Origin of the sequence: Anaerobutyricum soehngenii (assembly GCF_009697165.1) — a bacterium.
Lineage (GTDB): Bacteria > Bacillota > Clostridia > Lachnospirales > Lachnospiraceae > Anaerobutyricum > Anaerobutyricum soehngenii.
The window spans coordinates 56,480-77,950 of the sequence record NZ_VULP01000006.1; the positions used below are offsets into that span (position 1 = coordinate 56,480).

Sequence of the window (21,471 nt, forward strand, 5' to 3'; positions counted from 1 at the left end):
TCGCTATGCCATACGGTGTTATTGCCTGACGCAAGTAACAAATATTTGGGGATAATATTTGTTACCCTGTGGCAGCAATAACATTACATTGAATTTTGGAAGAAAGGAGACGAAAGCCAATGAGCAATAAATTGACTATGCACTCAGGTCGGGCACATTCTGATGGCAAAACATTTGACCCAAAACATAATGATAGAAAATTCAATGTAGCTCACGCAAATAATATTATCATGTCTAAATTGAAACATGAACGCTATTGGAACTGTGTAGATAAAAAATTTTATGGCTACTATGACAAAGGTTATACCAGCTTTGCGGATGCTGAATTACAGCATTATAAAGAAAATTACGGTCACCAACTTGCCGAAACCAACGCAAAATATGTAAAAAACAGACATCCCGAAAAGGTAAAATCTATGGAAGAATGGATGTATCTCCGGCAAAATGCCCCAGAGGAATGTTATGTGCAGATTGGGGATTCCTTTGGACACCCTGATATGGAAACATTTCATGAATGTTTTACGGAATGGCTTACATGGCAAAATGAATGGAACGATTCTCATGGAAATCCATTTACAATTTTAGATGTTGCTGAACATTTTGCCGAGGAAGTGCCGCAAGCACACATTCGCCGTGTTTGGTCTTATGTAGATGAAAATGGTAACAGAAGACTTGGACAGGAAAAAGCTCTTGCAATGGCAGGTGTAGAACTTCCCGAACAATATATTCATGATATTGAGGGTAATCTGATTCTTGGAGAAGATAACAAGCCCCTTACATCTATTCCCAAAAGATACAACAATCGAAAAATGACTTTTGATTCCTTGGCAAGAGAAAAATGGATTGAAATTGTCCGTTCGCATGGTATTGAAATCGAAGATACACCAAGAATCGATGTACAACATAATCTTGATAAAAGAAAAGCGATTGTACAGCAACTTAGAGTGGCAGAACAGGATACTCAAAAAGAAATGGAACGTACTGAGATTCTTAAATCTCAAAATACTACTTTATCTCTTGAAAATGAAGGACTGACTTTAGACAGTGATTTAATGAAAGAGGAAACGGAACGTCTTACATCCGAACAGACTTCTCTTATTCAGGTAAATAGTTCTTTAAAACAGGAAAAAACAATTCTTCAATCACAACTTTTAGAATTAGATGATAAGAAAAAACAGAAAGAACAAGAATTGGATGTTCTCTCATCACGCATTATGAATTTTCAGGGTATGTTATCAAACCGTATGGATTGGGAAGATAAAATGAAACAATTTGACGAGCTTTTAAAAAGAATGCACGAAGCCCCTGACTACTTTATTACTTTTCTGAAAAGTCTGGGAAACAAAAAATATCGTTCCAAAGATGGTTCTATCAAAGAAGTTCCTTATTACGATATGTACCGTCACTCATTAAAACGACATAAGCAACACCTTTCTTTGATGAAAGAATCCTATCAGGATGAAGCAGATACTTTCTATAATTCTATGGATTCTACGTCAAATAAGGATACTCACAATTTTGTAGATTAACACAGGAGGATTTATATTATGACAACTGAACAGAATGTAAAACAGATGGAATTAAAATGTCAGCAGTTACTCAAAAAACGAAACGACTTGTTGACTGATATTAAAGCAAAAAATGTAGAATATAGCATTGTCCAGAATAACGTAAGTGTGGCAACTATGGAATATCAGGAACTGAAAGATAAACAGGATGAATTATCTGCTGTTCTTCAGGATTTGATTACACAACTGGATGAAAAAAAAAGAGAATTACAGCTTTTAGAGAAAGATGTTCAGATTGCCAAGCTGTCTCATAAATCAGAATTAGAAAGTTTGGAGAGAGACCATAAACTGGATGTTCTGGTAGAACAGTATTTGGAATGTGATGATTTTTGCACAGAATTTCTTAAAGGACTGGGAGCCAAGGTGGTAAAACGTGATTTGGCTGGTAACCCGGTGGAACGTAAGGATGTTTATGATATTTTCTTAGAAGCTCGTGAACGTGCAAGAAAACGTATTACCTCTACTACGATGCGTTATAGACGTTTGCCAAATGTTGAAGGCTCTGCTACTTCTGGTGGCGGTGTACAAACTGGCGGTAAAAATCCAAGGGTTTCAGAAGAAATGTCCCTTTAGTCAAAAATTTCAATATATGGCATAGGTGAAGCACTCACGTAAAATCAAGGGTTTTGCCTATGTCATAACTCTTAGCCATAAGTAAATGATAAAAAATCCAAGGAGGAATGCAAAATGTTATACGGATACATAAGAGTAAGCACTAAAACACAGGAACATGGAACATCACTGGAAGACCAGAAACGAATTTTAACACAGCATGGATGCCAGAAACTTTTTCAGGACATTCAGTCAGGAAGTACCATGGAACGAACAGAATTTGAACATCTTCTGTCAGAAATCACCGAGGGGGATACTTTGATTGTATGCAAATTAGACCGTCTGGCTAGAAATGCTCATGATGGCTATACTGTCGTGAAAGAATTGACCGACCGTGGTATCACGGTATATCCACTTGATATGGGAATGGTAGATGCAAAAAGTCCAATCGGAAAAGCTATGCTTCAAGTAATGCTTGCCTTTGCAGAACTTGAAAGAAATACCATTGTTCAGCGTATGCAGAACGGACGAGAATATAAAAGAAAACATGACCCAACTTATCGTGAAGGTCGCCCTGTTAAATTCAGCAAAGCTCAAAGAGAACACGCTATGTTGCTCCTGAACGACCACAGCTATAAAGAAGTGGCAGAAATGACAGGCATCTCAGCCAGAACGCTTGTCAGATACCGTAAAAAAAATGAAGCATCTGTAAGACCTGCCTATGATACAATGACCGTTTGCTAATTTTAAAATCAATAAATGAGGGAAATTTTATTTTCTTCATTTGTTGATTCCACAGGGGCTTGGGGGTGTAGCAACCAAATAAGACCTCTCTTTAAAAAAATGGTGTAGAGCTTTTTGCTCTACACCAAACTTTTATTACCATCCGAAACGCTCTCTGTAATACTTACTTAATGGATTGGTTTTCTCTTTGTACTCTTCCCAACTGGAAAACTGATTACATTCTTCTGTTCCCGGCAATCCGAAAACATCATATACGAACCATTTCAAAGCATCCAGTTCATTATCGGGTAATGTATAACCCAATTCATAATTAAAATGCCAGATATTTTTGTCTGCTTTTCCCGGTACACCAGCTTTTCTTGCTACTTTTTCCGCTGTAAACCATCTGTATTCATCCACACTGACCTGCACTTCTTTTTTTGAAATTCCTGCTTTACCCAGTGTGTAATAATTACCTACGTTTTTATTCTGTTCCTGAATCTTTTTCTGCCATTCTGCCAGATGCATATAATCCCATTCTTCAATTCTCAACAAATGAGTCCATGATTCGTGAGGGTCTACCCAGTATGCCCAGTTCTTATTGTAAATCACCAAGCCTGTATTTACTCTTCCAGTTTTCTTATCAATAAAAACTGTTCCCTGATTTCTTTCGTTCATTTTACAATCCTCCACTATTCTTCTACTTCACCAAAGAGTTCCACATATGCATCTGCATCCAGTTTACGTTCTACCCATTCTTTCGCATCCTGCGATGACAATGGAATAATATCTTCTCCAAAACAAGTAGAGTTTCCACCGCATCTTTCTGCATAACGTGATGCAGCCCCACCTTCTCCAAAAACGAAAAGTTCTCCTGTTTTCTTTTTATAAAGTGTTTCACCAACATAATAAAAATCACTACGATAACGTCCATTGTTCCAACTGCCAATTTCTTTTGCTGTTTCTGTGTTGTACATCTTTCCATTAATAATCTTTTTCATGGTTTTTTTCCTCCATATTTTTCATTGATTTCATAAGTTCGTCTACTGTTGCAAAATAATTTACTTCATCCTCCGGCACATTGCAGATATTGTATGCAAACCACCGTAAGGCTTCTGTATCTTCCGGGATAATATCAGGTAAAGCTGTAATGTCCGTAAGAGATTTTCTCTGATTATTCTTTTGGCAATAAGCCAGAACTTCCACGCTATACCACTCATATTCCCCATAATCAAGCTCTTTCGAGGTGCATCCTAAATGTCGTTCTATAATAGTCTGCCAGTTCGCAAGCTCCTGTTCCGACATTCTCTGTACCCGGAATAATCTGCGAAAATGTGTCCGGGCATTATACATAAATTCATCTACTGCATACCGTCCATGAAATGATACTGGATATAAAAATTCTCCATCATCCATATTGAGAAATACTTTCTGTAATGCATATTTCTGATTCATCATGTATTGATTCCTTTCTTTGAACTAAAAAAACAGCGGCTTGCAGATAGGCACAGCACTACATAATATTGCACTACTGTATATTCCTATCTGCTCACCGCTGTTCGTCGCCATGTGTTATCCACACGCTTATGGGGGATATGCTTCTGTCCGTTGGTATGCATCCCCAAACCCTGTTCATACGCCTGTATCCTTTACACCCGACTGGCATGAGAACCGGGTGATGCACATTATCTGTACATTGGAAATTCGTGAACGTCACTATTAAATTGTATATCTCTTACTTGCCTTTATGATAGCATATAAATTTATATCCGTCAACCAAATTCTAATAAAATATTAGTTATTCTATTTTTTTATTGTATATCATTGATATACTATTAGTTTTTCTAATTTTAATATTGCAATCTGATTTGCTTTTTTGTATACTAATATTAGGTTAAATAATAATTTTGAGAGGGGAGAAATCATCATGACAGAAAAACAATTCATCACGATAGCTTGTGTCAAAGCTGGAATCACACAAACTGAACTTGCAAAGCGTATCGGCATGACCCAAAGTGCCTTTAGTCAACGCATCAACGGTGGCGGTTTTAAATTAAAGGAATATGAAAAGATGGCAGAAGCTCTTGGACTTCGATTTGAATATTCTTTTGTAGAAGATAAATAGAATTTATAAATATGATATAACTTTTTAGATAGAAATCATCTTGAATCGGATATATGACTTTCAAAATATGCCTCTTTTACACAATCCACTATCTGTATCAAACGTTACTGTCACCTTTTCACTAATGCTATGTCTAAGTCTAATTTTACAAAACGTCAGCGTAGCAAAATGACACCTGCCCTACGAGAGTACATAAAGAAACGAGACCACTATACATGTCAGATATGTGGAGATAATATTTATAAAAACCCTGACATTATTCTTGAGATAGACCATATCATTCCAGTGTCGAAGGGTGGCAAGACAGTAGAGTATAATTTACAGACATTGTGTCGGACCTGTAATAGAAGAAAGTCGAATAAAATGTAGTGTTTGATAAAGATTTGTTTTAAGTATGTACTTTTACAAACGTAGTGAGGCAGATTTTGTTGAAAAAAATGAGAGTAGCCAATTTTGACTACTCTCATTTTTGGTTTTGTTGTTAAGTGTCACACTTATCTTCGAGCATGGCAAATATCACATTCTTCGTGTGTACCTGTGATAATAGTCTTGGCAGGAGTGATGACGACATCACGTTCAGCACCATAGCAGTAGTTGCCGCAGGCACCATCTGCATTAATGAAATGCCAGTAAAGGTCATCTTTACTGTCGAACCACTGACCACAGTTCATGCATTGAACTTGGTGCTTAGTTATAGCTGGGATAGTCTCAGTGTCTTCCACTGTGACCCAGTGATGTGTGTGACCAGAGTTTTCCTGTGTGGTAGCACTGGCACTGGTGTTTTTCACTACCACTTTTGCTGACATTTTTCCAATAGTGGTTTTGCAAGAGATGGTTGTAGTACCATTTTTCTTGGTGGTGAGAACACCATTCTTATTGACGGATACAATGTTGCTATTGCTTGAAGTCCATTTTATGTTCTTGTTACTGATACCACTCTTGTTTGCGAATGCTTTGAGTGTGAACTTTTGTCCACGGCTCAGTTCTATGGTCTTCTTGTTTAAAGACAGCTTTGCCTTCTTGATGGTAACCTTAGTGGTACGTGATTTACCCTTGTATTTAGTGGTGATTTTCACAGTACCTGGTCTTACAGCAGTGACCACACCATTCTTATTCACTTTGGCAATTTTGCTGTTACTGGACTTGTACTTAGCAGCTTTAGTGACATTCTTGCCATTATAGGTCACTGTAAGTTTTGCCTTATTGTTGGCAGAGTCAAGAATGTAAAGAGTGGATTTATTGGTCTTTACACTAATGGATTTTGTGGCAGCATATGCTGTTGTGTTGGTTCCGCATACCATCACACTCATTACAAGCATGATGGTGATAATGCTATAGAGAATTTTTTTCATGATGAATTAACCTCCTTAGGTATGGTGGTGAGTGATGGTATTATTTCACTCTAGTGTTTTTGTTGACAAGTTTTGTTGGCAGTTTACATTATGAGCAAACCGTGTTTGCGAAGCTTTAGTGATTTTGTTAGCAAATTCTGTTAGTAGTTCCACTATAGAGAAAAGGGAACCGTAGGTAAGTACGGTTCCCTTATTCAGTTGAAGTGGTGCTGCGGACAGTGCTTACTTCTGCCTGTGCTCGTGACAACCAGTGCACTCCTGGTAGTCGACGTAAGTCTGCGTATCGTAGACAGTCTCGTCGTAAGCCTCCTTGACAAGCTTTTGCTCAGTGTGTGCAGGAGTGATGACGACATCACGTTCAGCACCATAGCAGTAGTTGCCGCAGGCACCATCTGCATCAATGAAATGCCAGTAAAGGTCATCTTTACTGTCAAACCACTGACCACAGTTCATGCATTGAACTTGGTGCTTGGTTACAGCAGGGATGGTAACATCCTCGTACACAGCATCGTGGTGCACGGTACGTGGCACCTTCTTCGTAGCTGTATGGTCAACCCAAGTGTGCTGATGAGGCTTAGAAGATACGGTTACTGTACATTTAGCAGTCCCGAAACTTGTTTTTGCTGTAATAACTGCCTTTCCATTTTTGAGTGCTTTGATTGTTCCATTTTTATTTACAGAAACAATTTTCTTGTTGCTTGTTGTCCATTTTACAGAAGTTGCCTTCAATTTTGTTTTATTTGCATATGCCTTAAAAGTATATGTCTTACCTTTCTTCAAAGATAATGATTTCTGGCTTAAATTAAGGGATGCATTTTTTACAGTGACTTTGAAACGGCAGGTTTTATTTTTGTATTTTACAGAAATAGTTGCCGTACCCTTTTTTGAAGCAATAATTTTACCTTTTTTTACAGTTGCGATTTTTTTATTGCTCGTACTGTATTTGATGCCACTTGTTACTTTTTTATTTTTGTACTTTACAGTAATCGGTGTACTGTTATTTTTGCTGTCTCCAACACACAGTGTAGTCTTTGGAACAGTTACAGCAACCTTACCAGATTTTGCAGTTGCCGCCTGTACAGGTGATGCTGTTCCAATAAATACACTGGAAAATACAAGCATTACAGCCATTAACAGCGATAGAAATTTACTTTTTTTCATGATTTTCCTCCTTTAATTTCAAGTGCATCAACACCCGGTCGCTTATTTTTTATACTCTTGATTATACTCAATACATTGGGTATCGTCAATAAATCACAGACATAATACAGCGTAAAAATGGTACAATGGTATAAAAGTGGTACGCTGAATATAAAGGCTGGCACTGGATATACCAGTTTTTTTAATAAATACCAGTTTTTTAAGATTAAGTGTATAAAGAAAACAAATAATATAAATATAGTATAACACTGTAGTTAAAAACTGGTATTGTGGTATTTTCTTCTCCATTTTTCCTCTGTATAACAACAAAAATAATATCTTTCTTTTTCTTAGTTGATTTTTTTCTGCTCTGGTATATAATAAACATAGCTAAGGAAACTGGTAAATTCCCATAAGCAAAACGAAACCCCTCAGAGCTGCAACTCTGAGGGGTTTCTTGTTCGTTTACTTATGTTTTATTTATACTCAATTCATTTAGCATACTCAATCTATTGTTGATGATACTCTATTTTAAAAGGAGTATCATTATATGATTTCATACCAGCCATTCTATGAAACACTTTTAAAAGAAAATATCACGGAATATGCTCTGATTTTCAAACACGGTATTCCAGCTAATACACTTCATCGTATGAAGCATGGAAAACCGATTACTACAACCACATTAGATACTTTATGTAGCATCTTGAATTGTAGCGTATCTGATATATTAGAATATATTCCACCAGAAAAAATATAGCGTTGGAAAACAGATAACTTACCTCTGTTCCCAACGCTATATTTTTCATTATAAAAAGGTGCAGAAGATTTAACTCCTGCACCTTTATTCTTTGTATCAATCAATAATGGATATGCTATCAATAATTCTTGCAGCATTGTCGAAAAGTTCGTTCAGCTTTTCTGGATTCTCATACAATTCGATAGCATCCTCTCTTGTCAGAAATGCTTCCATCATGTACTTGACTTCGCTCCAAAAATGTCTTGCTCTGTACCAGTTTTTGTCCAGTCCATATTTTTCAACAACTTCCTGTGAAATTTTCTCTGTCTTTTCCAGAAATTCTTTGCTGTACATTTTTTCTTCACGTTCTTTTTTTGGCATCTTGTACATGAAAATCTGTTCTACTATATCTCTTGTATTAGATTTTACTATTCCTAAGCTTGCTTTTCTTCCATTTCTTTTTGCAGCAGCTCTCATATTTTCCATAATCTGTTTTTTATCTGTTTTTGTCATTTTAAATACCTCCGTATAATTTGAAAATTTTTATATGTTAAATATTCAGTTGTCAAAATTATTTATCATCTCTGTATAATTTGGAGAGGATTCCCTGAATTTCAGGGTCTTTTTTTGCTTCTTCGCCTGCTTCGATTGCCTGAATTTGTTCTTTGATAATTCTTTTGTTGGCTAATGCTTTTGCAAGATTTTCAAGGGTTTGCAGCTTGTCCATAGTGCGAATACCACGACCACCTTCATACAGTTGTTCTGTAACTTCATCTAAGTAGAAGATTTCATCACCCATGGATTCTTTATTTGGCATCTCAATACAGAACCTTGCTACAATGTCCTTTACCCATTCACTGATAGTTACATCAGGGATGGCAAAACTATTGATTGCTTCATCATACATGGTGCATAACTCACGTAAGATTCGGTTGTTGATGTCCTTCGATTCTATGATGCCCTCTCTAATGAAGTCCATCAGGATTGTAAATGCATCGCTGTAAGTCTGGAATCTTCTGTGCATATATTTATCACCGGATTCTGTAAGCAATGTATCAACCATAATCTGATAATAGTCTGCAATTTTTATTAAACATTCCATAGATGGAAGTTTAGGTTTGGTTTCTGAAAACCAGTGTGATACAGTTCCTCGTGTGACGTGACACACATCTGCAATCGTGGCTTTCGGGTATCTGGTGTTTGCTGTCAACCGTTTAAGATTTTCTCGAACAATGACCGCCAATTCATTTGGGGTTTTTGCCTTAGCTGGCATTTGTTTCACTTCCTTTCTGCTTGTTGATGAGTTCATTATATCAGAATTTTTATGCGTTGCAATAGGCTTGTTTGATAAGTATACTAAATCGTATTTTATAATCGTTACAAACAAATTAAGCGAACTATTAGTTTACTATTAGTCAACTTTTATGTTTATTTATATCAATCCATCAAACACTTTATCTTCTTTTCCCTCTTATCATCAAACTATCGCTACGCAAAAAACAAAAAAAATACTGAAAACAAGATTTTTCTTGTCCTCAGTATTGCTATCCTTAGAAGAGTACATTATATACAATATCAATTTTTTGCACGTAACACTAATACAAACCAAGCTCTTTTTTCTTCTCTTTGGACTCTTTTACCAGATACCAAAAACGTCCGGCTGACACGGTCTCATCTTTCCAGCTGCCATCCTTAAGCTGATATGCAAATTTAACCTTTGCATTATTCTCTTTTCGACCCAATATTATTATCGTACGATTCTGATAATTTTGTATAATGAACTTTTCGACACCAACAGTTACAGAACAATTTTTACTTTCAGCCTCATCCCAGAATCTGATTGGCAAATCAAACAACACTTTTTTAGTTCCAGCCAAACCACTTTCTTTCACAACTTTTGGAGAAACAGAAAATACATAATATGAATTGTGAAAATACCGCAAACGGGACTGTATAAGAGCCTGACGACTCACTTCTATTGTTTCATGTGAGACCCTCATACAATATGTATCCTGACAAAGGTCTACTTCAAACCAATGGTCATCTACTTTGCGAACAAGATTTTCATCGAAATAAATGATGCCCTGCTCAATAATTCGTCCATCTGATATTTCCACATCCGCAAATGCAATAGAATACTTCTTTGTATCATCATAATATCTCACACGTTTTTCTGAAATATGTCCTAATTTACAACAATCTGGCATGATAAAATAACCTCTCTTTCGTCTTATGAATATATTTATTATAGAACAGATGATGGATAACTGGCAATACAAAGAAAAAAGAAAGATGGTTGTTTAAGGTGCTGTATGAATGCATAGTAAAGATTTTTCAGAAAAACAGGGGATTTTACAGAATGATGAATTTATGCTCGTGGTGAGGTCATATGTGGTGTTAAATAATATGTTTTGAGCAAAAAAGATACCGAACACAAGATTCTTTTCTTGTATCCAGTATCTGTAATTCTTATCCTTGGAAACATACATTCACAATGTCCATGTTTTTGTATTTCATCATAAACATGAAATATGCATCCTTCGGGTAATTGATGTTCTGATTGTAACATCCATATAAATATAAAATCAAGATGCTTTTTTATCCTCAGTATCTCTTTCACAATTCACTTATTTTCTTTTCAAAAAATGCTACCATATCTGTATCAGGTTCTTTCATATACTCTTTCGCCCAAGCTGAAAATAATAGATATGTTTCTTCCTGATTACGAAATGGTAAATCTTTTAATGTTTCTGCTACACCGTACATCCGGGCAAATGAAGTGATTATCCTTATATATTTTTCTGTTTTCATAGCTTCATGTCCTTTCTATGCTACACGGTCTAACTGCTGTATAATATTGTCATACATCTGATTTGCGGTATCCTGTACCTGCTTCATGGCTGCACTCAATGCTTTCAGATTGTCCTTGCCGTTCCATCCGGCAATATATTCAAAGCTGTAATCACTGGTATCCAGTCCTAACAGTGTCGCAACGATAAAGGCTGTACTTTCAGCTTCAACTTCTTTTGTATCTCTCCGAACTTTTCTTTCTTCCATTTCCTCTGGATTGTGAAGAAGAGAATGTGCAATTTCATGCAGAAGTGTCTTAATCGTCTGCAATTCACTCATGCCCTCACAAACAACAATTTTCTTCTCTAATGGAGCATAGTAACCTTTTACACTACCTTTAGGTTTCGTGTAGCTTACCGGGCACGTAGAAGTGGCGATAATGGCATTTAATAGTCTTTCATAGTCAGGAACATTACCTGTAAGTTCTTCAATGCCAAATTGTACTTCTTCTGTATTCGGAATCTGTATAGTCTGTGATAAATCAAATACGGATGTAGTACGAAAGAAAATACGCTTTTCTTCTTCTCCTGTCTCTTCGTTTACTTTTGTATACGGGCATGGGGCAATAATGCGGATAGCCTTTTCCCCACGCTTTACAATACGATTGAAAGATGTCTTCCAGTTACTATATCCAGTGACAAAGGATGCCTGTGGACATTGTGTAGCAATAAGAATACAGTTATTAAAACTGTAATTATGAAATTTACTCATGATTCTAAGTAAAGAAGCGTATTTCTCACTTGTAAAATATTCTTCTACTCCATTTTTTAAGCGTTCTTCGATTTCCTGTAACTGTTCTTTTCTTGTCATAACAAATCTCCTTTTCAATGTGCGAATTTTTATATCTATATACGCACTCGCCATGCTGCCATAGCAGCATTTATTCAAGGATTAAAAAAGAGAAAAGCCCCGGAGCATCTGGCAATACACTCTGGGGCTAAATCATTCATAAACATATCATGACAAAAAGATTATTTTATTTGTTCCACTTCCTCCACAAAGCGAATAAACTTCTTATTATTCATATACAAAGAATAAAATCTAGTCTGAATCTCTTTCAGTTTTTCTTTGTCTATGTACTGCCCCTCCTGCTCAATAAAAATTTCTTCCCGTGTCAGAAAATGAATATAATAATACTTTATCCTGTTATTATACTTTGTCTTCCTGAACAGTTCTTCATGTATTCCACACTCATCTTGTATTGGGGGCAGTATCTTTATCATCTTGCTCTGGCTCGTCTCCTGTAATGCTGGTCGCAATACCTTTTTCTCAAAAGACGTTCTGTTAAAATGCTGTACTCCATCTATCGTCTGTGTGTAGTCAGACTTGGAAAGACCGAACACCTCTTTTAAATTCTTTGTATGAAACCTTACCTCAGTATTTACCGCATTTACAGGCATATGCAGCGTTTTATCATACTTTTGTCTAGTTCGCAATTCCAGATAAAGACAAAGACTGTTTTTCGATGTAAAATTCATAATGTCCTCTACAGAATATTGGAAATAATCTCGTTTCATATTTGCCCCGGTCACTCTGTCAACATGGGTAAAATACTTTATAAATGCCGGATTCAATGCAACTACAGTAAAGTCATTATTTGCGTACACTCCTGTAAATAAAAAATCTGTAATCTCAGGCTGTCCGTATATTTTCACTGTTACCTTACTGAGTGATATAATATTTCTGTACTCTCTACGCATCACTCCGGCAAAAGAAGATGGTGTTTTATCCTTTCTTTCTAATCTGTATTTTGCCACCTCATTGTCGATAAAAACCAACTGATAAGGTACTTTGCTTCGCCAGTCTATATGTTCTAACAGGATAAAGAATAACTTTATCTGCATTAAACTCATCTTGGGAAATACTTCTTTCAAAGCCTTTACAAGTGGTTTTCTCATTGCAACAGAAGATTGAATAACATTACTGCATCGTAAATTTTCCATAATTCACATCCTTACACATGGTTTTCTTCTAAGGATTGATTATATCAGAAAATCTTACAATGCAGTAACTTTTCTTTCTATTCGCTTTTTACACAGCCCAAGGTAACTGTTCTTCCATAAGAATCTGCTCAATCACTGATGGAAGTCTGTCTTTTGTCGTAAACAGAAATGTACAGCCATATTTTTTTACAAAATCCTCCATCTTGTTCAACATCTCCTGACCGCACTCTTCCTCACTACCATATTTTTTTAAATGTCTAAAATCCTCTTCACATTTGACCGCATCATCTGCAATCACAATATAAAGTTTTACCCCCATATTTCTGGCTCTCATACATTCTCGTTCAAAGCGGTATCTACGTCCAAATCTGCCGCTCAACAAATTAGATTGCAGTTCTCTACAGTCCTGCTTTACATCAACACTAATTGTATACGTACCATATGTATCCTGTGGCTGTAACTTGATATTCTTACTCTTATGTGTGTCAAAAAACTTATTGCTTGTGTAAATTTCATGTTCACGATTCTTAAACATATCCATACACCGAGTTGTCATAACACAATAATCTCCTACTGGCAATTTAAGTCTCACCAGTGAATGACCGTTTTTCTGTAACGCATCCTCTTCTGGGTGATAACCCGGTTTCTGCTTTGTATCTGCTAAAATAATCATGTATAATTCCTCCAATAAAAATTTCCGTTCTACAGAGAAAAAGTGGATGATACAAAAAATACCACAATACCATTTTTTAGCTACAATGTTATATCATATTTATATTTTTTATTTCTGTTATACACTTAGTCTTAAAAAAATGGTATTTCTTTAAAAAGTGGTATATCCAGTGCCAGCCTTTACATTCAGCGTACCACTTTTCATCCACATTTCCTGTATCTCATAAAAAATGGTATAAAATGCCGGTCACCCCGGCATTTTATACTTATATTTCTATTTTCTAACAATACCTCTGTAACTTGCTTTCAATGATGGACAACATTTCTTCGCTCTATCAGCACCCTTGTATGTCTGACTGTACCAGTCTTCTAACTTATACTCATCAATCAGCCATTCTGGTTTGTCCATGCGATTTGCAGAAGCTACTTTTGCATTTTTGTCACTACATTCCCACATATCATTATCTTTCAATGCAATCAACAAATCTTTGATAAATGTATTTCGTGACTGTGGACTGCCGGATGGAATGTATCTATCAAACCATGCTCTGTACAGACTGTACAAAAATGTAAATGGCACTAAATCCCACTGCAACTGCGGAAGAATTTCATTGACAAACTGCAAGATTGGGTCATTAAATTCTTTGTATTCTTCCAGTGCATCCTTACAAACATCTGGTGTAGAAAGCTCATAATAATTCATATTCAATACTTTGTACAATACATACTCAAGTACCTCTGTACGTTTTAAGTAATCCTGTTTGATATATTTTCTTTCAACCCCTGTAAAACACTTTGTAAATGGAATGAAAAGCTGTCTTCTGAAAAAACTATCCGACTTATCTTTGACGCGTGGCATCTCGTTCAAACACTGTACCATGAATCCTCTAAACCGAAATGAAATCGGCTGCTTAAACTTTCTGTTAATCTGAATGACATCACCTGTGACAATCGCTTTTAAATTTGCTGCCTTATCAATATATGTACCAACATCGTTCTCATCTACAATGATTGCAGATGCTCCAACCAACGGTTCTAACAAAAATTCTTTTCCCATATCTTCAAGTTTAATAGATTTGTAACTTCCCTCACCGCAAAGCTGTCTCATCAGTTCACATAAAGTACCTTTACCATTGTTACCAGACTCAGAGTAAAACCATGCAGATTTATTCCATGGTACATTTTGTCTGATAATAGCACCTAAAATCTGCCAGAGAACCTCTACAACTTCCTTATCATCAGATAAATCATTCATCCAGCTTTCCACATCCCAATCTGTACCATCATCAGGATTATGAATCGTAATATTCTTTGCATTTGGATTGTAATTTACTTTCGACTTCGTAAGAAACACTTTATCTGGTGTAAATGGCAGCAACGTCTTTGTATCAAAATCAAAGATTCCATTGTTGACCGCAATCAGATTTGGTTCTGTACAAGGATATACATTTGATGCATCGAGTTTGATTTTATTTAAAACTTCATTGATTCCTCTTTGTGTAATCGAATTATTAAGCCTCACAATAATTTTCTTTAAATCATTTTCATCCATAGAGTATGTCCCAGCTTTTTCTCCATCCTCGATATAAATTGCAAGAGGACTATAAGCTGATTCTGCCAATCCATCAAAACATACATTTACAATGTGATACTTTTTCAGTAACAACTGTGCAATTCCCCAGTCAGACAAAACTACTGGAATCCTGAGTTTATTATCTTTTGATGTATAACAATTATACATCGCAATTTCATTTCTAAGATTCATCAAACATTCTGCTTCCATTTCCTCTTCTTCTGGCAAAACAGGATTTGTTTTAATGTAATCACCAATCACCTCTCGCATAATTTCATTCATATTACGTGGAATAGTAACTGTTTTATTATCCATAATGGATACCTTCCTTTCTTAATTTCTATATTTATAAAAAAAGGACGAGCAACAAACGTAGAGATAGCATAAGAAACTCATCCTAATCTTCTACATCTGTTGCCCGTCCAAATTCTAATTCAAAGTCTATTTCAAGTCTATTTCAAAAATTATATCTTTCGATATATAATCCATTGTTTGTGACACTTCTGACTACTTGCTGTCACCACACCACAGTCCTAAAACTCCACCATGCGGGACTGAGGGGCACACATGGTTTCACTGTACGAAATCTTTCAGATGTTTTTATTTAGTTGTATCATCAAAAGCAGCTTTTTTCTTTCTCTCTCTTGACTATGCCATGATTATAAAACATTCTGAAAAGTTCGTCTATTGCCAAAACTTACAAACTTATGTCTATGCCATATCATAAATCACCCCTTTTTTGCCCTCAAAATGATGCCATTTCATTTATGGCAGTACCAGCATTTACAATAATCCTTTGTGCAATTTGACGAATCATTTTTAAAATTTCTTTTCTCCAATATTATTTTATAAATATAATATGAAAAGCAAGCTATTTTATCTCTATATTTCGATTGTACTCTTGATTTTTTCTGCCACTTCCTTTTCTGTTTCATAAATCAAATATGGGAAACACCTCTGAAAATTCATTTTTCGTAGATTTGTCAGTTCTCTTATTCTTTTCCAATTTAATTCATCTCCATTCTTCAACACTTCCTGTACCGCCCACACGACTTTTCTAGCCCAGTATCTAGGATACTCTTCTTTATATTTTTGTATCTCTAAGCGGCATAAAGGTAACTGGCACATTCTTTTTGATGGCAACCCCAACGCTTTTGTAACTGCATACTCTGTTACACGTCCCGGCTTTCCATTCTGTGATTTATCTTCCCTTATCCCAGAAATAGCAGTCTTTACAAGTGGTAAAGTCTCCCTGTCAATCTTTTTCCAGTCACTTCCTTTCTTCTTACTCTGAATATTCTGTTTCCCTATATTATCTTTCTTATATTTTTTGTAGCGTCCTTCTCCAATGCATTTTACAGTATCATAAGAACCGCCAAGCATTTTTGCAATCTCTGGATATTTCATGCCCTGTTCGTGCAACTGATAAATACGCTGTTCAAATTCTTCTATCTGACTGCTTTCTGGTAGCTTTCTGTTTACCAGCTTTTCAGGCTTCACACCTAAAAACATTGCCAGCATACAGACATCCTGCAATCTGTATCTATCGTTGGTAAAAACTTTCTGTATTTGCCAAAGCTCTGTAAAATCGTTGTCCTGTAAATCTCGATAATACCTTGTAAAATCCTGATGTAACTTTCCTATATTTCGCTGTTCTCCACGTAAAGAAAGATACTCTGTCCTTTGCATCTGCATATGAAGAAATTCCCCCACGGATACTTGATTTTCCATGTCTATATCTGTCTGAAACACGTTTATTATGTACTGTGCCAGTTTTAATTCCAACTCATTATTGCAGCTTATAACTTCCTGTGTTTCTGGAATTGCTTCTTCTGCCGGGGTAAATGCCGGAGTCGCTTTTCCACTCACAAGTACCTCTGTAGCTTGCAGATAACATCTGTGTTGTGGACACACTTTAACTCCCTGAATCTGCCCTGTTCTATGCCAGTACGTTTCCCCATATTGCTGTCTGTCCCTTTCTGCACAAACTGGACAATATCTCAGATATTTTGACTTTTTTCTTACTGGTATCGCAAGAAGATTATTATGTTTTCCATCCCTCCTGACAAGTGAGTGAAAAGCGTCTTTTCTTCTTTGATACGGTAAAAACATTGCGTATGCCGGAAACATCGTATGTTTTCTTACAAGAGTTTCCATAGATGCACCAAGTACATCTATGACCTCTTTTTTATAAGCATTGACTAAAAGAACGTCTGGTCTTACTTTTGGATTTTGAAACAGTTCCTCGGATGCAGCACGATAGATTAAATGCCCTGACCTTGCGTAATATCTGCTTAAAACACTATATAATAGCTCATCTTCATACAGTTCCGGCATAAAGCCAATCATACAATCACCTCCACTTGCACATATTCTTTAAGAAGCTCTACAATATCTGTCTTCTCTTTCTTTGCCTGTTTTACTAAGGTCTGGATTAAGTTTTCCTGTATATCTTCTGTTGTCTCGGAAATTACTTTTTCTTTCCGTTTGCTTGCACAGGATTTCTTTTTCGGTTTTCTTCCCTTACCGCATTGTACTGTTGGCTGGATATAGTCATGTAACATTCCCATTCTCTGCTCATAGGCTTCTTGTAAAACCGACATATCAAGGCTTTCCTTTTGGTTTAGAATAGCGATTTCCTGTGCATCGTGTACAAGCGAAACTGCAATACTGATTATCCCGGCACTGTGTTCATAAAGCCATCTGACAATCCCATCTGTAAGTTCTGTATGATGCTTCACATATTGATAGCGAAACAAGGTATCACACACTTTATAGAAATAGGCATCATACGGCAATGCCGTGTATTTTAATCCCAGACTTCTACGTGCTAACTGCATTGCCTGTCCAAAGAAAATCTCACTCTCAGGAGTTCCTATCATTCCTATACTGATTCCACTATTATTGATTAACTGTGTCAGAGAACCTATTAAACTTTTGCCATTCTTGCTGTTTACTACATTCTGGATTTCATCAATAATCAGTAACCCAACGTGATTTAAACAAACCTGACTGACAGACCCAATGAGCATATCTATTGTAGCTCTTGCCCTCAGTGCATTTTTGTAATACGTTGTTTCCAGTTCACCATCGACTTTTCTCAAAATTTCCAGCAACATTCCTTTTACAGAACTATCATAAGGACATTGTACGGTGATACATGGGATGATTTTTACATAAGGTTCTTCTAAGTAAATTATCTGATTTGCCATGATAAGATTTAAGGCTCTGGAAATAGCAGAAGACTTTCCTATACCACTTGTACCAATGATTGTGAAGCTGTCAGAACCGCCAATAATGCCACTGTATTCCTGATTTCCACGGCTGTTCGTTGCTTCATTCATATTTCTTTTATTGCTGTTCATCTGCTGTACCGCCAGCTTTGTTCCTTTTTTCTGTAAAGAACGCAAAATTGCCAGATACAGTTTACTGTAGATTTCTGTGGACATCTGGGATGGAAGATAAATGTTGTACAAATCAGAAAGTTTCATCAAGCGTTCTGCATCTGAACCATTCCGGCATACTTCTTCCTCATATACCGGAAGAATAGACATTTTCTGTATCAATTCTTCTCCTGATAACATCTCAGGCAGTTTTTCAATCAATCTCATCGCATCAAACATTATTCTTCACACTCCTTTACATAATCTTTATGGATACGGTTCTGCTCTTTCTTTCGATTGTTCCGTATATCCTTTAGTCTCAGCGATTTTTGCGGCATTGCCATATTGACTACATTCTCTATATTTCTTGCAAGCTGTACCTGTGCCTGTAAACTTGCTTCACTTCCTGTCTGGATTCTCTCTCTTGTCTTTGTCTGTATTTCCTGTACGGTTTCCAGATTTACTCCATCAAATCGGCTCTCTATCAGTTCAAACTTCACATACCGACCAGATTTTTCTATCATCCATACATTCGATACATCATCTGGATTATAAGCGACTGTAACCTCACCGCCTGTCAGATACTTTTCTGTATAATTATCATGTCGGTATCTTAATTTATTTACCCTAAGTCCAAACCTGCTGAATCTTCCTGTCGTCCGTGGCATCAGGCACATGATAAGTTCTTCTTTTGATACGGTTAGAAGATTTGCTCCGACCTCTTTTTTCCCATAATTCCATATCTCACTTGCATATGGATTTATCTTCTTTTCCAGCATTTCTTTTGTAAAAGGGAAGTTTTCTAATGTTCTGGAAGTATTGTAATAAATGATGCAGTACAGGAGAATCTTTTCAAACTGTTCCAACGTCAGACACGCATCTTTTCTATAATCATGCGAACCTCTTTCCTGAAAGTCTGGTTCTATCACACCTTTTCCCTTTAGATATGGTTTATAGATACTCTGTATCACATCAAAGAACTTTTCTACAGAACCTTTGAGTTCCGGGCGGTACGCTGGAAGATTGATGATAGATACTCCAAGGTCTGTTAGCTGCTCAAAATTCTCAGATGCATACTCCGCACCTTTATCTGTAACAAGTGTTCCCGGAAGTTCTTTACAATTCCAGTCTTTTTCTGTGATGTCGATTCCATATTTTCTACAATGCTCCACCTTATCAGTTATCACATTCAGCATAAGTCCTCTCAGGCTGTAGATGCCACCCTCCCAGCCTAACGAATAACCACAACATATGGAACTGTACGCATCAATACAGGCTGTTAAAACAGGTCTTCCAATCAATTCTCCACGTTCATTTACAAGGTATATATCGCAAATAGTAGAATCCAACATAGCCATTCCTATACTGCTGGCAAACTCCTGTACTCCCTGACCTAACAATGGTCTTCTGTTCCTTTGATATTTTTTCACTCCCTCTCTGGAAATGTAGAAATTTTGCTGCTTCTTTGTCTTTTTATAGAAATATCGGAACTGATGAATGGATGGATGTGGTAACAATGTACCCTCTGCATCTGTATACTTCTCTTTCAGCATCATTGTGTAAGCTGTTGTCAATGTATTCTGGTTCTTTGTGTAAAAGAATTTGTTCAAAGACCATCGCATTATCTTTTCATCTCTGCTCAGTTCTTTTTCTTTCTTTTCTTTCGGGGCAAGTACAGAAATATCCTGATAAACCAAGTATAAACAGAGTGTATTTCGTATTGTCTGTTTGCTGTAATTCTTTAATTCTGCGATTGACCGTATCATCCGGCTGCGTTCTTTTTCATCCCCGATAAAAGGCAAAATCCCGGCTATTAGTGCATAATGTTCCTGTATGTACTTTGATGTAGTGGATAATGCTGTATCTGTTTTCGATGGATAAATGTTGGTGATTTCCCACAATTCCTGTTCTGTCACTGACTTCCAGTCCTTAAACTGTTCTTTGTCTTTCCATTGCGGCATCGTCCTTTTTATACAGTCAATTACAAGAAATGAAGATTCTTTTACTTCTAATATTCTGATAATCTTTGTATTATCCTGACTTCCTAAAATCTTATTCTTCTCCATCAATCACCAGCCCCCAATCCTGTACACCAAGTTTTAACCAATATACCCGGCTTGCATCCAAGAGTTTCACGGTCATAGGTTTCATAAGATATTTTTCCTCTACACACTCCCTCACCATGAGATGGTTTCCTGTTTTCTTACACACAAAATCAGAAGTGTATTCTCCTATTTCCAGACCGTCTAGTAATACATTACATTGTATTTCCTTTATCTCCTGATTTTCTTCCAGCATATCCAGATACTTTTTCTGTATCTCGCTGTACAGTCTGCATACATCTTCACTTTTGCTGACTGATACCTTTTCACAACGTCCTTTGTAATTCTTTTTCCGCATAGTGCTTCTCCTTTCCCAAAAAGAGAGAACTTTTCCCAAAAAAGGATGTTTTTCTCCCAAAAATGAATTGATTTTCCCAAAAACGAATCCTTTTTCCCAAAAATAAAGGCTATTTTCCCAGAAAGAGCTGATTTTCTCCCAAAAAGAGAACCTCACTCCCAAAAATGACTTGTTCTGTTCCTGAAAATCTCATAAGTTACAAAATTGCACTCGCATTTTTTATTACAGAAAAATAAGAACTTTTTCTTCCCAAAAAGGAGAAATACATTTTCTAAAAAAGAAAAATAAATTTCCCAAAAACAAAGAGTTCTTTCCCAAAAAGAGAGTTTTTCTTCCCAAAAACAAGGATTTTTCCTGTTTTCACTTTTGGGAATTTTCAAGCCTGTTTCTGTAAAGCCTTTATTTATGCGGTTTCTGACGGATTTCAATTTTCCCAAAAATCACTTTTAGA

Annotated in this window: 23 protein-coding genes; 6 read left to right on the top strand and 17 right to left on the bottom strand. The window is 36.3% G+C overall.

From position 1 onward, the window contains the following. The first annotated feature begins 119 nt into the window (after positions 1–119). The 3 genes from FYJ25_RS04615 (at position 120) to FYJ25_RS04625 (ending at position 2,864) form a co-directional block, all read left to right on the top strand. Positions 120–1,529: a hypothetical protein gene (locus FYJ25_RS04615; protein ID WP_154580647.1), complete on the top strand. Its 1,410-nt coding sequence runs from the start codon at positions 120–122 to the stop codon at positions 1,527–1,529. An 18-nt stretch (positions 1,530–1,547) separates the two neighbouring features. Further along, positions 1,548–2,141, top strand: a complete 594-nt coding sequence (locus FYJ25_RS04620) for a hypothetical protein (protein ID WP_154580648.1) — start codon at positions 1,548–1,550, stop codon at positions 2,139–2,141. 114 nt (positions 2,142–2,255) lie between these two features. After that, on the top strand, positions 2,256–2,864 hold the full coding sequence (locus FYJ25_RS04625) for a recombinase family protein (RefSeq protein WP_154580649.1): 609 nt from the start codon (positions 2,256–2,258) through the stop codon (positions 2,862–2,864). Positions 2,865–2,999: 135 nt separating this feature from the next. Here the strand turns inward: FYJ25_RS04625 and FYJ25_RS04630 are convergent, their stop codons facing one another. The 3 genes from FYJ25_RS04630 to FYJ25_RS04640 are packed head-to-tail and all read right to left on the bottom strand — an operon-like array spanning position 3,000 to position 4,301. Next, complete coding sequence (locus FYJ25_RS04630) at positions 3,000–3,521, bottom strand: hypothetical protein (protein WP_154580650.1); 522 nt, start codon at positions 3,519–3,521, stop codon at positions 3,000–3,002. Positions 3,522–3,535: 14 nt separating this feature from the next. Continuing rightward, positions 3,536–3,844 carry a hypothetical protein gene (locus tag FYJ25_RS04635; protein ID WP_154580651.1) on the bottom strand — a complete coding sequence of 103 codons (309 nt, stop codon included), beginning with the start codon at positions 3,842–3,844 and terminating at the stop codon, positions 3,536–3,538. Then, positions 3,828–4,301: a hypothetical protein gene (locus FYJ25_RS04640; protein ID WP_154580652.1), complete on the bottom strand. Its 474-nt coding sequence runs from the start codon at positions 4,299–4,301 to the stop codon at positions 3,828–3,830. The genes FYJ25_RS04635 and FYJ25_RS04640 overlap by 17 nt, the downstream gene beginning before the upstream one ends. A gap of 469 nt (positions 4,302–4,770) precedes the next feature. Between FYJ25_RS04640 and FYJ25_RS04645 the strand changes: the two genes are divergently transcribed. Then, positions 4,771–4,968 carry a helix-turn-helix domain-containing protein gene (locus FYJ25_RS04645; RefSeq protein WP_154580653.1) on the top strand — a complete coding sequence of 66 codons (198 nt, stop codon included), beginning with the start codon at positions 4,771–4,773 and terminating at the stop codon, positions 4,966–4,968. Positions 4,969–5,136: 168 nt separating this feature from the next. After that, on the top strand, positions 5,137–5,337 hold the full coding sequence (locus tag FYJ25_RS14975) for an HNH endonuclease (RefSeq protein WP_205677380.1): 201 nt from the start codon (positions 5,137–5,139) through the stop codon (positions 5,335–5,337). Between the two features lie 125 nt (positions 5,338–5,462). Here the strand turns inward: FYJ25_RS14975 and FYJ25_RS04655 are convergent, their stop codons facing one another. Both FYJ25_RS04655 and FYJ25_RS04660 read right to left on the bottom strand, forming a co-directional pair. Next, positions 5,463–6,320 (bottom strand): Ig-like domain-containing protein, encoded by an 858-nt coding sequence (locus FYJ25_RS04655; protein WP_154580655.1) that lies wholly within the window; start codon positions 6,318–6,320, stop codon positions 5,463–5,465. A gap of 222 nt (positions 6,321–6,542) precedes the next feature. Beyond that, on the bottom strand, positions 6,543–7,481 hold the full coding sequence (locus FYJ25_RS04660) for an Ig-like domain-containing protein (protein ID WP_154580656.1): 939 nt from the start codon (positions 7,479–7,481) through the stop codon (positions 6,543–6,545). A 529-nt stretch (positions 7,482–8,010) separates the two neighbouring features. On the opposite strand from FYJ25_RS04660, the gene FYJ25_RS04665 reads away from it, so the two are divergent. Beyond that, a complete protein-coding gene (locus FYJ25_RS04665; protein ID WP_154580657.1) occupies positions 8,011–8,220 on the top strand; it encodes a helix-turn-helix domain-containing protein in 210 nt (69 codons plus the stop codon). Between the two features lie 96 nt (positions 8,221–8,316). Here the strand turns inward: FYJ25_RS04665 and FYJ25_RS04670 are convergent, their stop codons facing one another. From FYJ25_RS04670 to FYJ25_RS04725, 12 genes are all read right to left on the bottom strand, one after another. Further along, a complete protein-coding gene (locus FYJ25_RS04670; protein ID WP_154580658.1) occupies positions 8,317–8,712 on the bottom strand; it encodes a hypothetical protein in 396 nt (131 codons plus the stop codon). Positions 8,713–8,770: 58 nt separating this feature from the next. Next, positions 8,771–9,472, bottom strand: coding sequence for a hypothetical protein (locus tag FYJ25_RS04675; RefSeq protein WP_154580659.1), 702 nt, complete (start codon positions 9,470–9,472; stop codon positions 8,771–8,773). A 322-nt stretch (positions 9,473–9,794) separates the two neighbouring features. Next, positions 9,795–10,406, bottom strand: coding sequence for a hypothetical protein (locus FYJ25_RS04680; protein ID WP_154580660.1), 612 nt, complete (start codon positions 10,404–10,406; stop codon positions 9,795–9,797). A 409-nt stretch (positions 10,407–10,815) separates the two neighbouring features. Continuing rightward, the gene (locus FYJ25_RS04685) at positions 10,816–11,010 is read right to left on the bottom strand and encodes a hypothetical protein (protein WP_154580661.1); all 195 of its coding nucleotides are present in this window, start codon (positions 11,008–11,010) and stop codon (positions 10,816–10,818) included. Positions 11,011–11,025: 15 nt separating this feature from the next. Then, positions 11,026–11,859, bottom strand: a complete 834-nt coding sequence (locus FYJ25_RS04690; protein ID WP_154580662.1) for an ArdC-like ssDNA-binding domain-containing protein — start codon at positions 11,857–11,859, stop codon at positions 11,026–11,028. Between the two features lie 161 nt (positions 11,860–12,020). Next, complete coding sequence (locus FYJ25_RS04695) at positions 12,021–12,992, bottom strand: replication initiation protein (RefSeq protein WP_154580663.1); 972 nt, start codon at positions 12,990–12,992, stop codon at positions 12,021–12,023. A gap of 88 nt (positions 12,993–13,080) precedes the next feature. Then, positions 13,081–13,665, bottom strand: coding sequence for a hypothetical protein (locus tag FYJ25_RS04700; RefSeq protein ID WP_154580664.1), 585 nt, complete (start codon positions 13,663–13,665; stop codon positions 13,081–13,083). 273 nt (positions 13,666–13,938) lie between these two features. After that, complete coding sequence (locus FYJ25_RS04705) at positions 13,939–15,552, bottom strand: DNA primase family protein (protein WP_154580665.1); 1,614 nt, start codon at positions 15,550–15,552, stop codon at positions 13,939–13,941. 567 nt (positions 15,553–16,119) lie between these two features. Then, positions 16,120–17,586 carry a TniQ family protein gene (locus FYJ25_RS04710; RefSeq protein ID WP_154580666.1) on the bottom strand — a complete coding sequence of 489 codons (1,467 nt, stop codon included), beginning with the start codon at positions 17,584–17,586 and terminating at the stop codon, positions 16,120–16,122. Then, positions 17,583–18,860: an AAA family ATPase gene (locus FYJ25_RS04715; RefSeq protein ID WP_154580667.1), complete on the bottom strand. Its 1,278-nt coding sequence runs from the start codon at positions 18,858–18,860 to the stop codon at positions 17,583–17,585. The genes FYJ25_RS04710 and FYJ25_RS04715 overlap by 4 nt, the downstream gene beginning before the upstream one ends. Beyond that, positions 18,860–20,686 carry a TnsB C-terminal domain-containing protein gene (locus FYJ25_RS04720; RefSeq protein ID WP_154580668.1) on the bottom strand — a complete coding sequence of 609 codons (1,827 nt, stop codon included), beginning with the start codon at positions 20,684–20,686 and terminating at the stop codon, positions 18,860–18,862. The genes FYJ25_RS04715 and FYJ25_RS04720 overlap by 1 nt, the downstream gene beginning before the upstream one ends. After that, positions 20,673–21,020, bottom strand: coding sequence for a hypothetical protein (locus tag FYJ25_RS04725; protein WP_154580669.1), 348 nt, complete (start codon positions 21,018–21,020; stop codon positions 20,673–20,675). The genes FYJ25_RS04720 and FYJ25_RS04725 overlap by 14 nt, the downstream gene beginning before the upstream one ends. Positions 21,021–21,471: the final 451 nt, after the last annotated feature.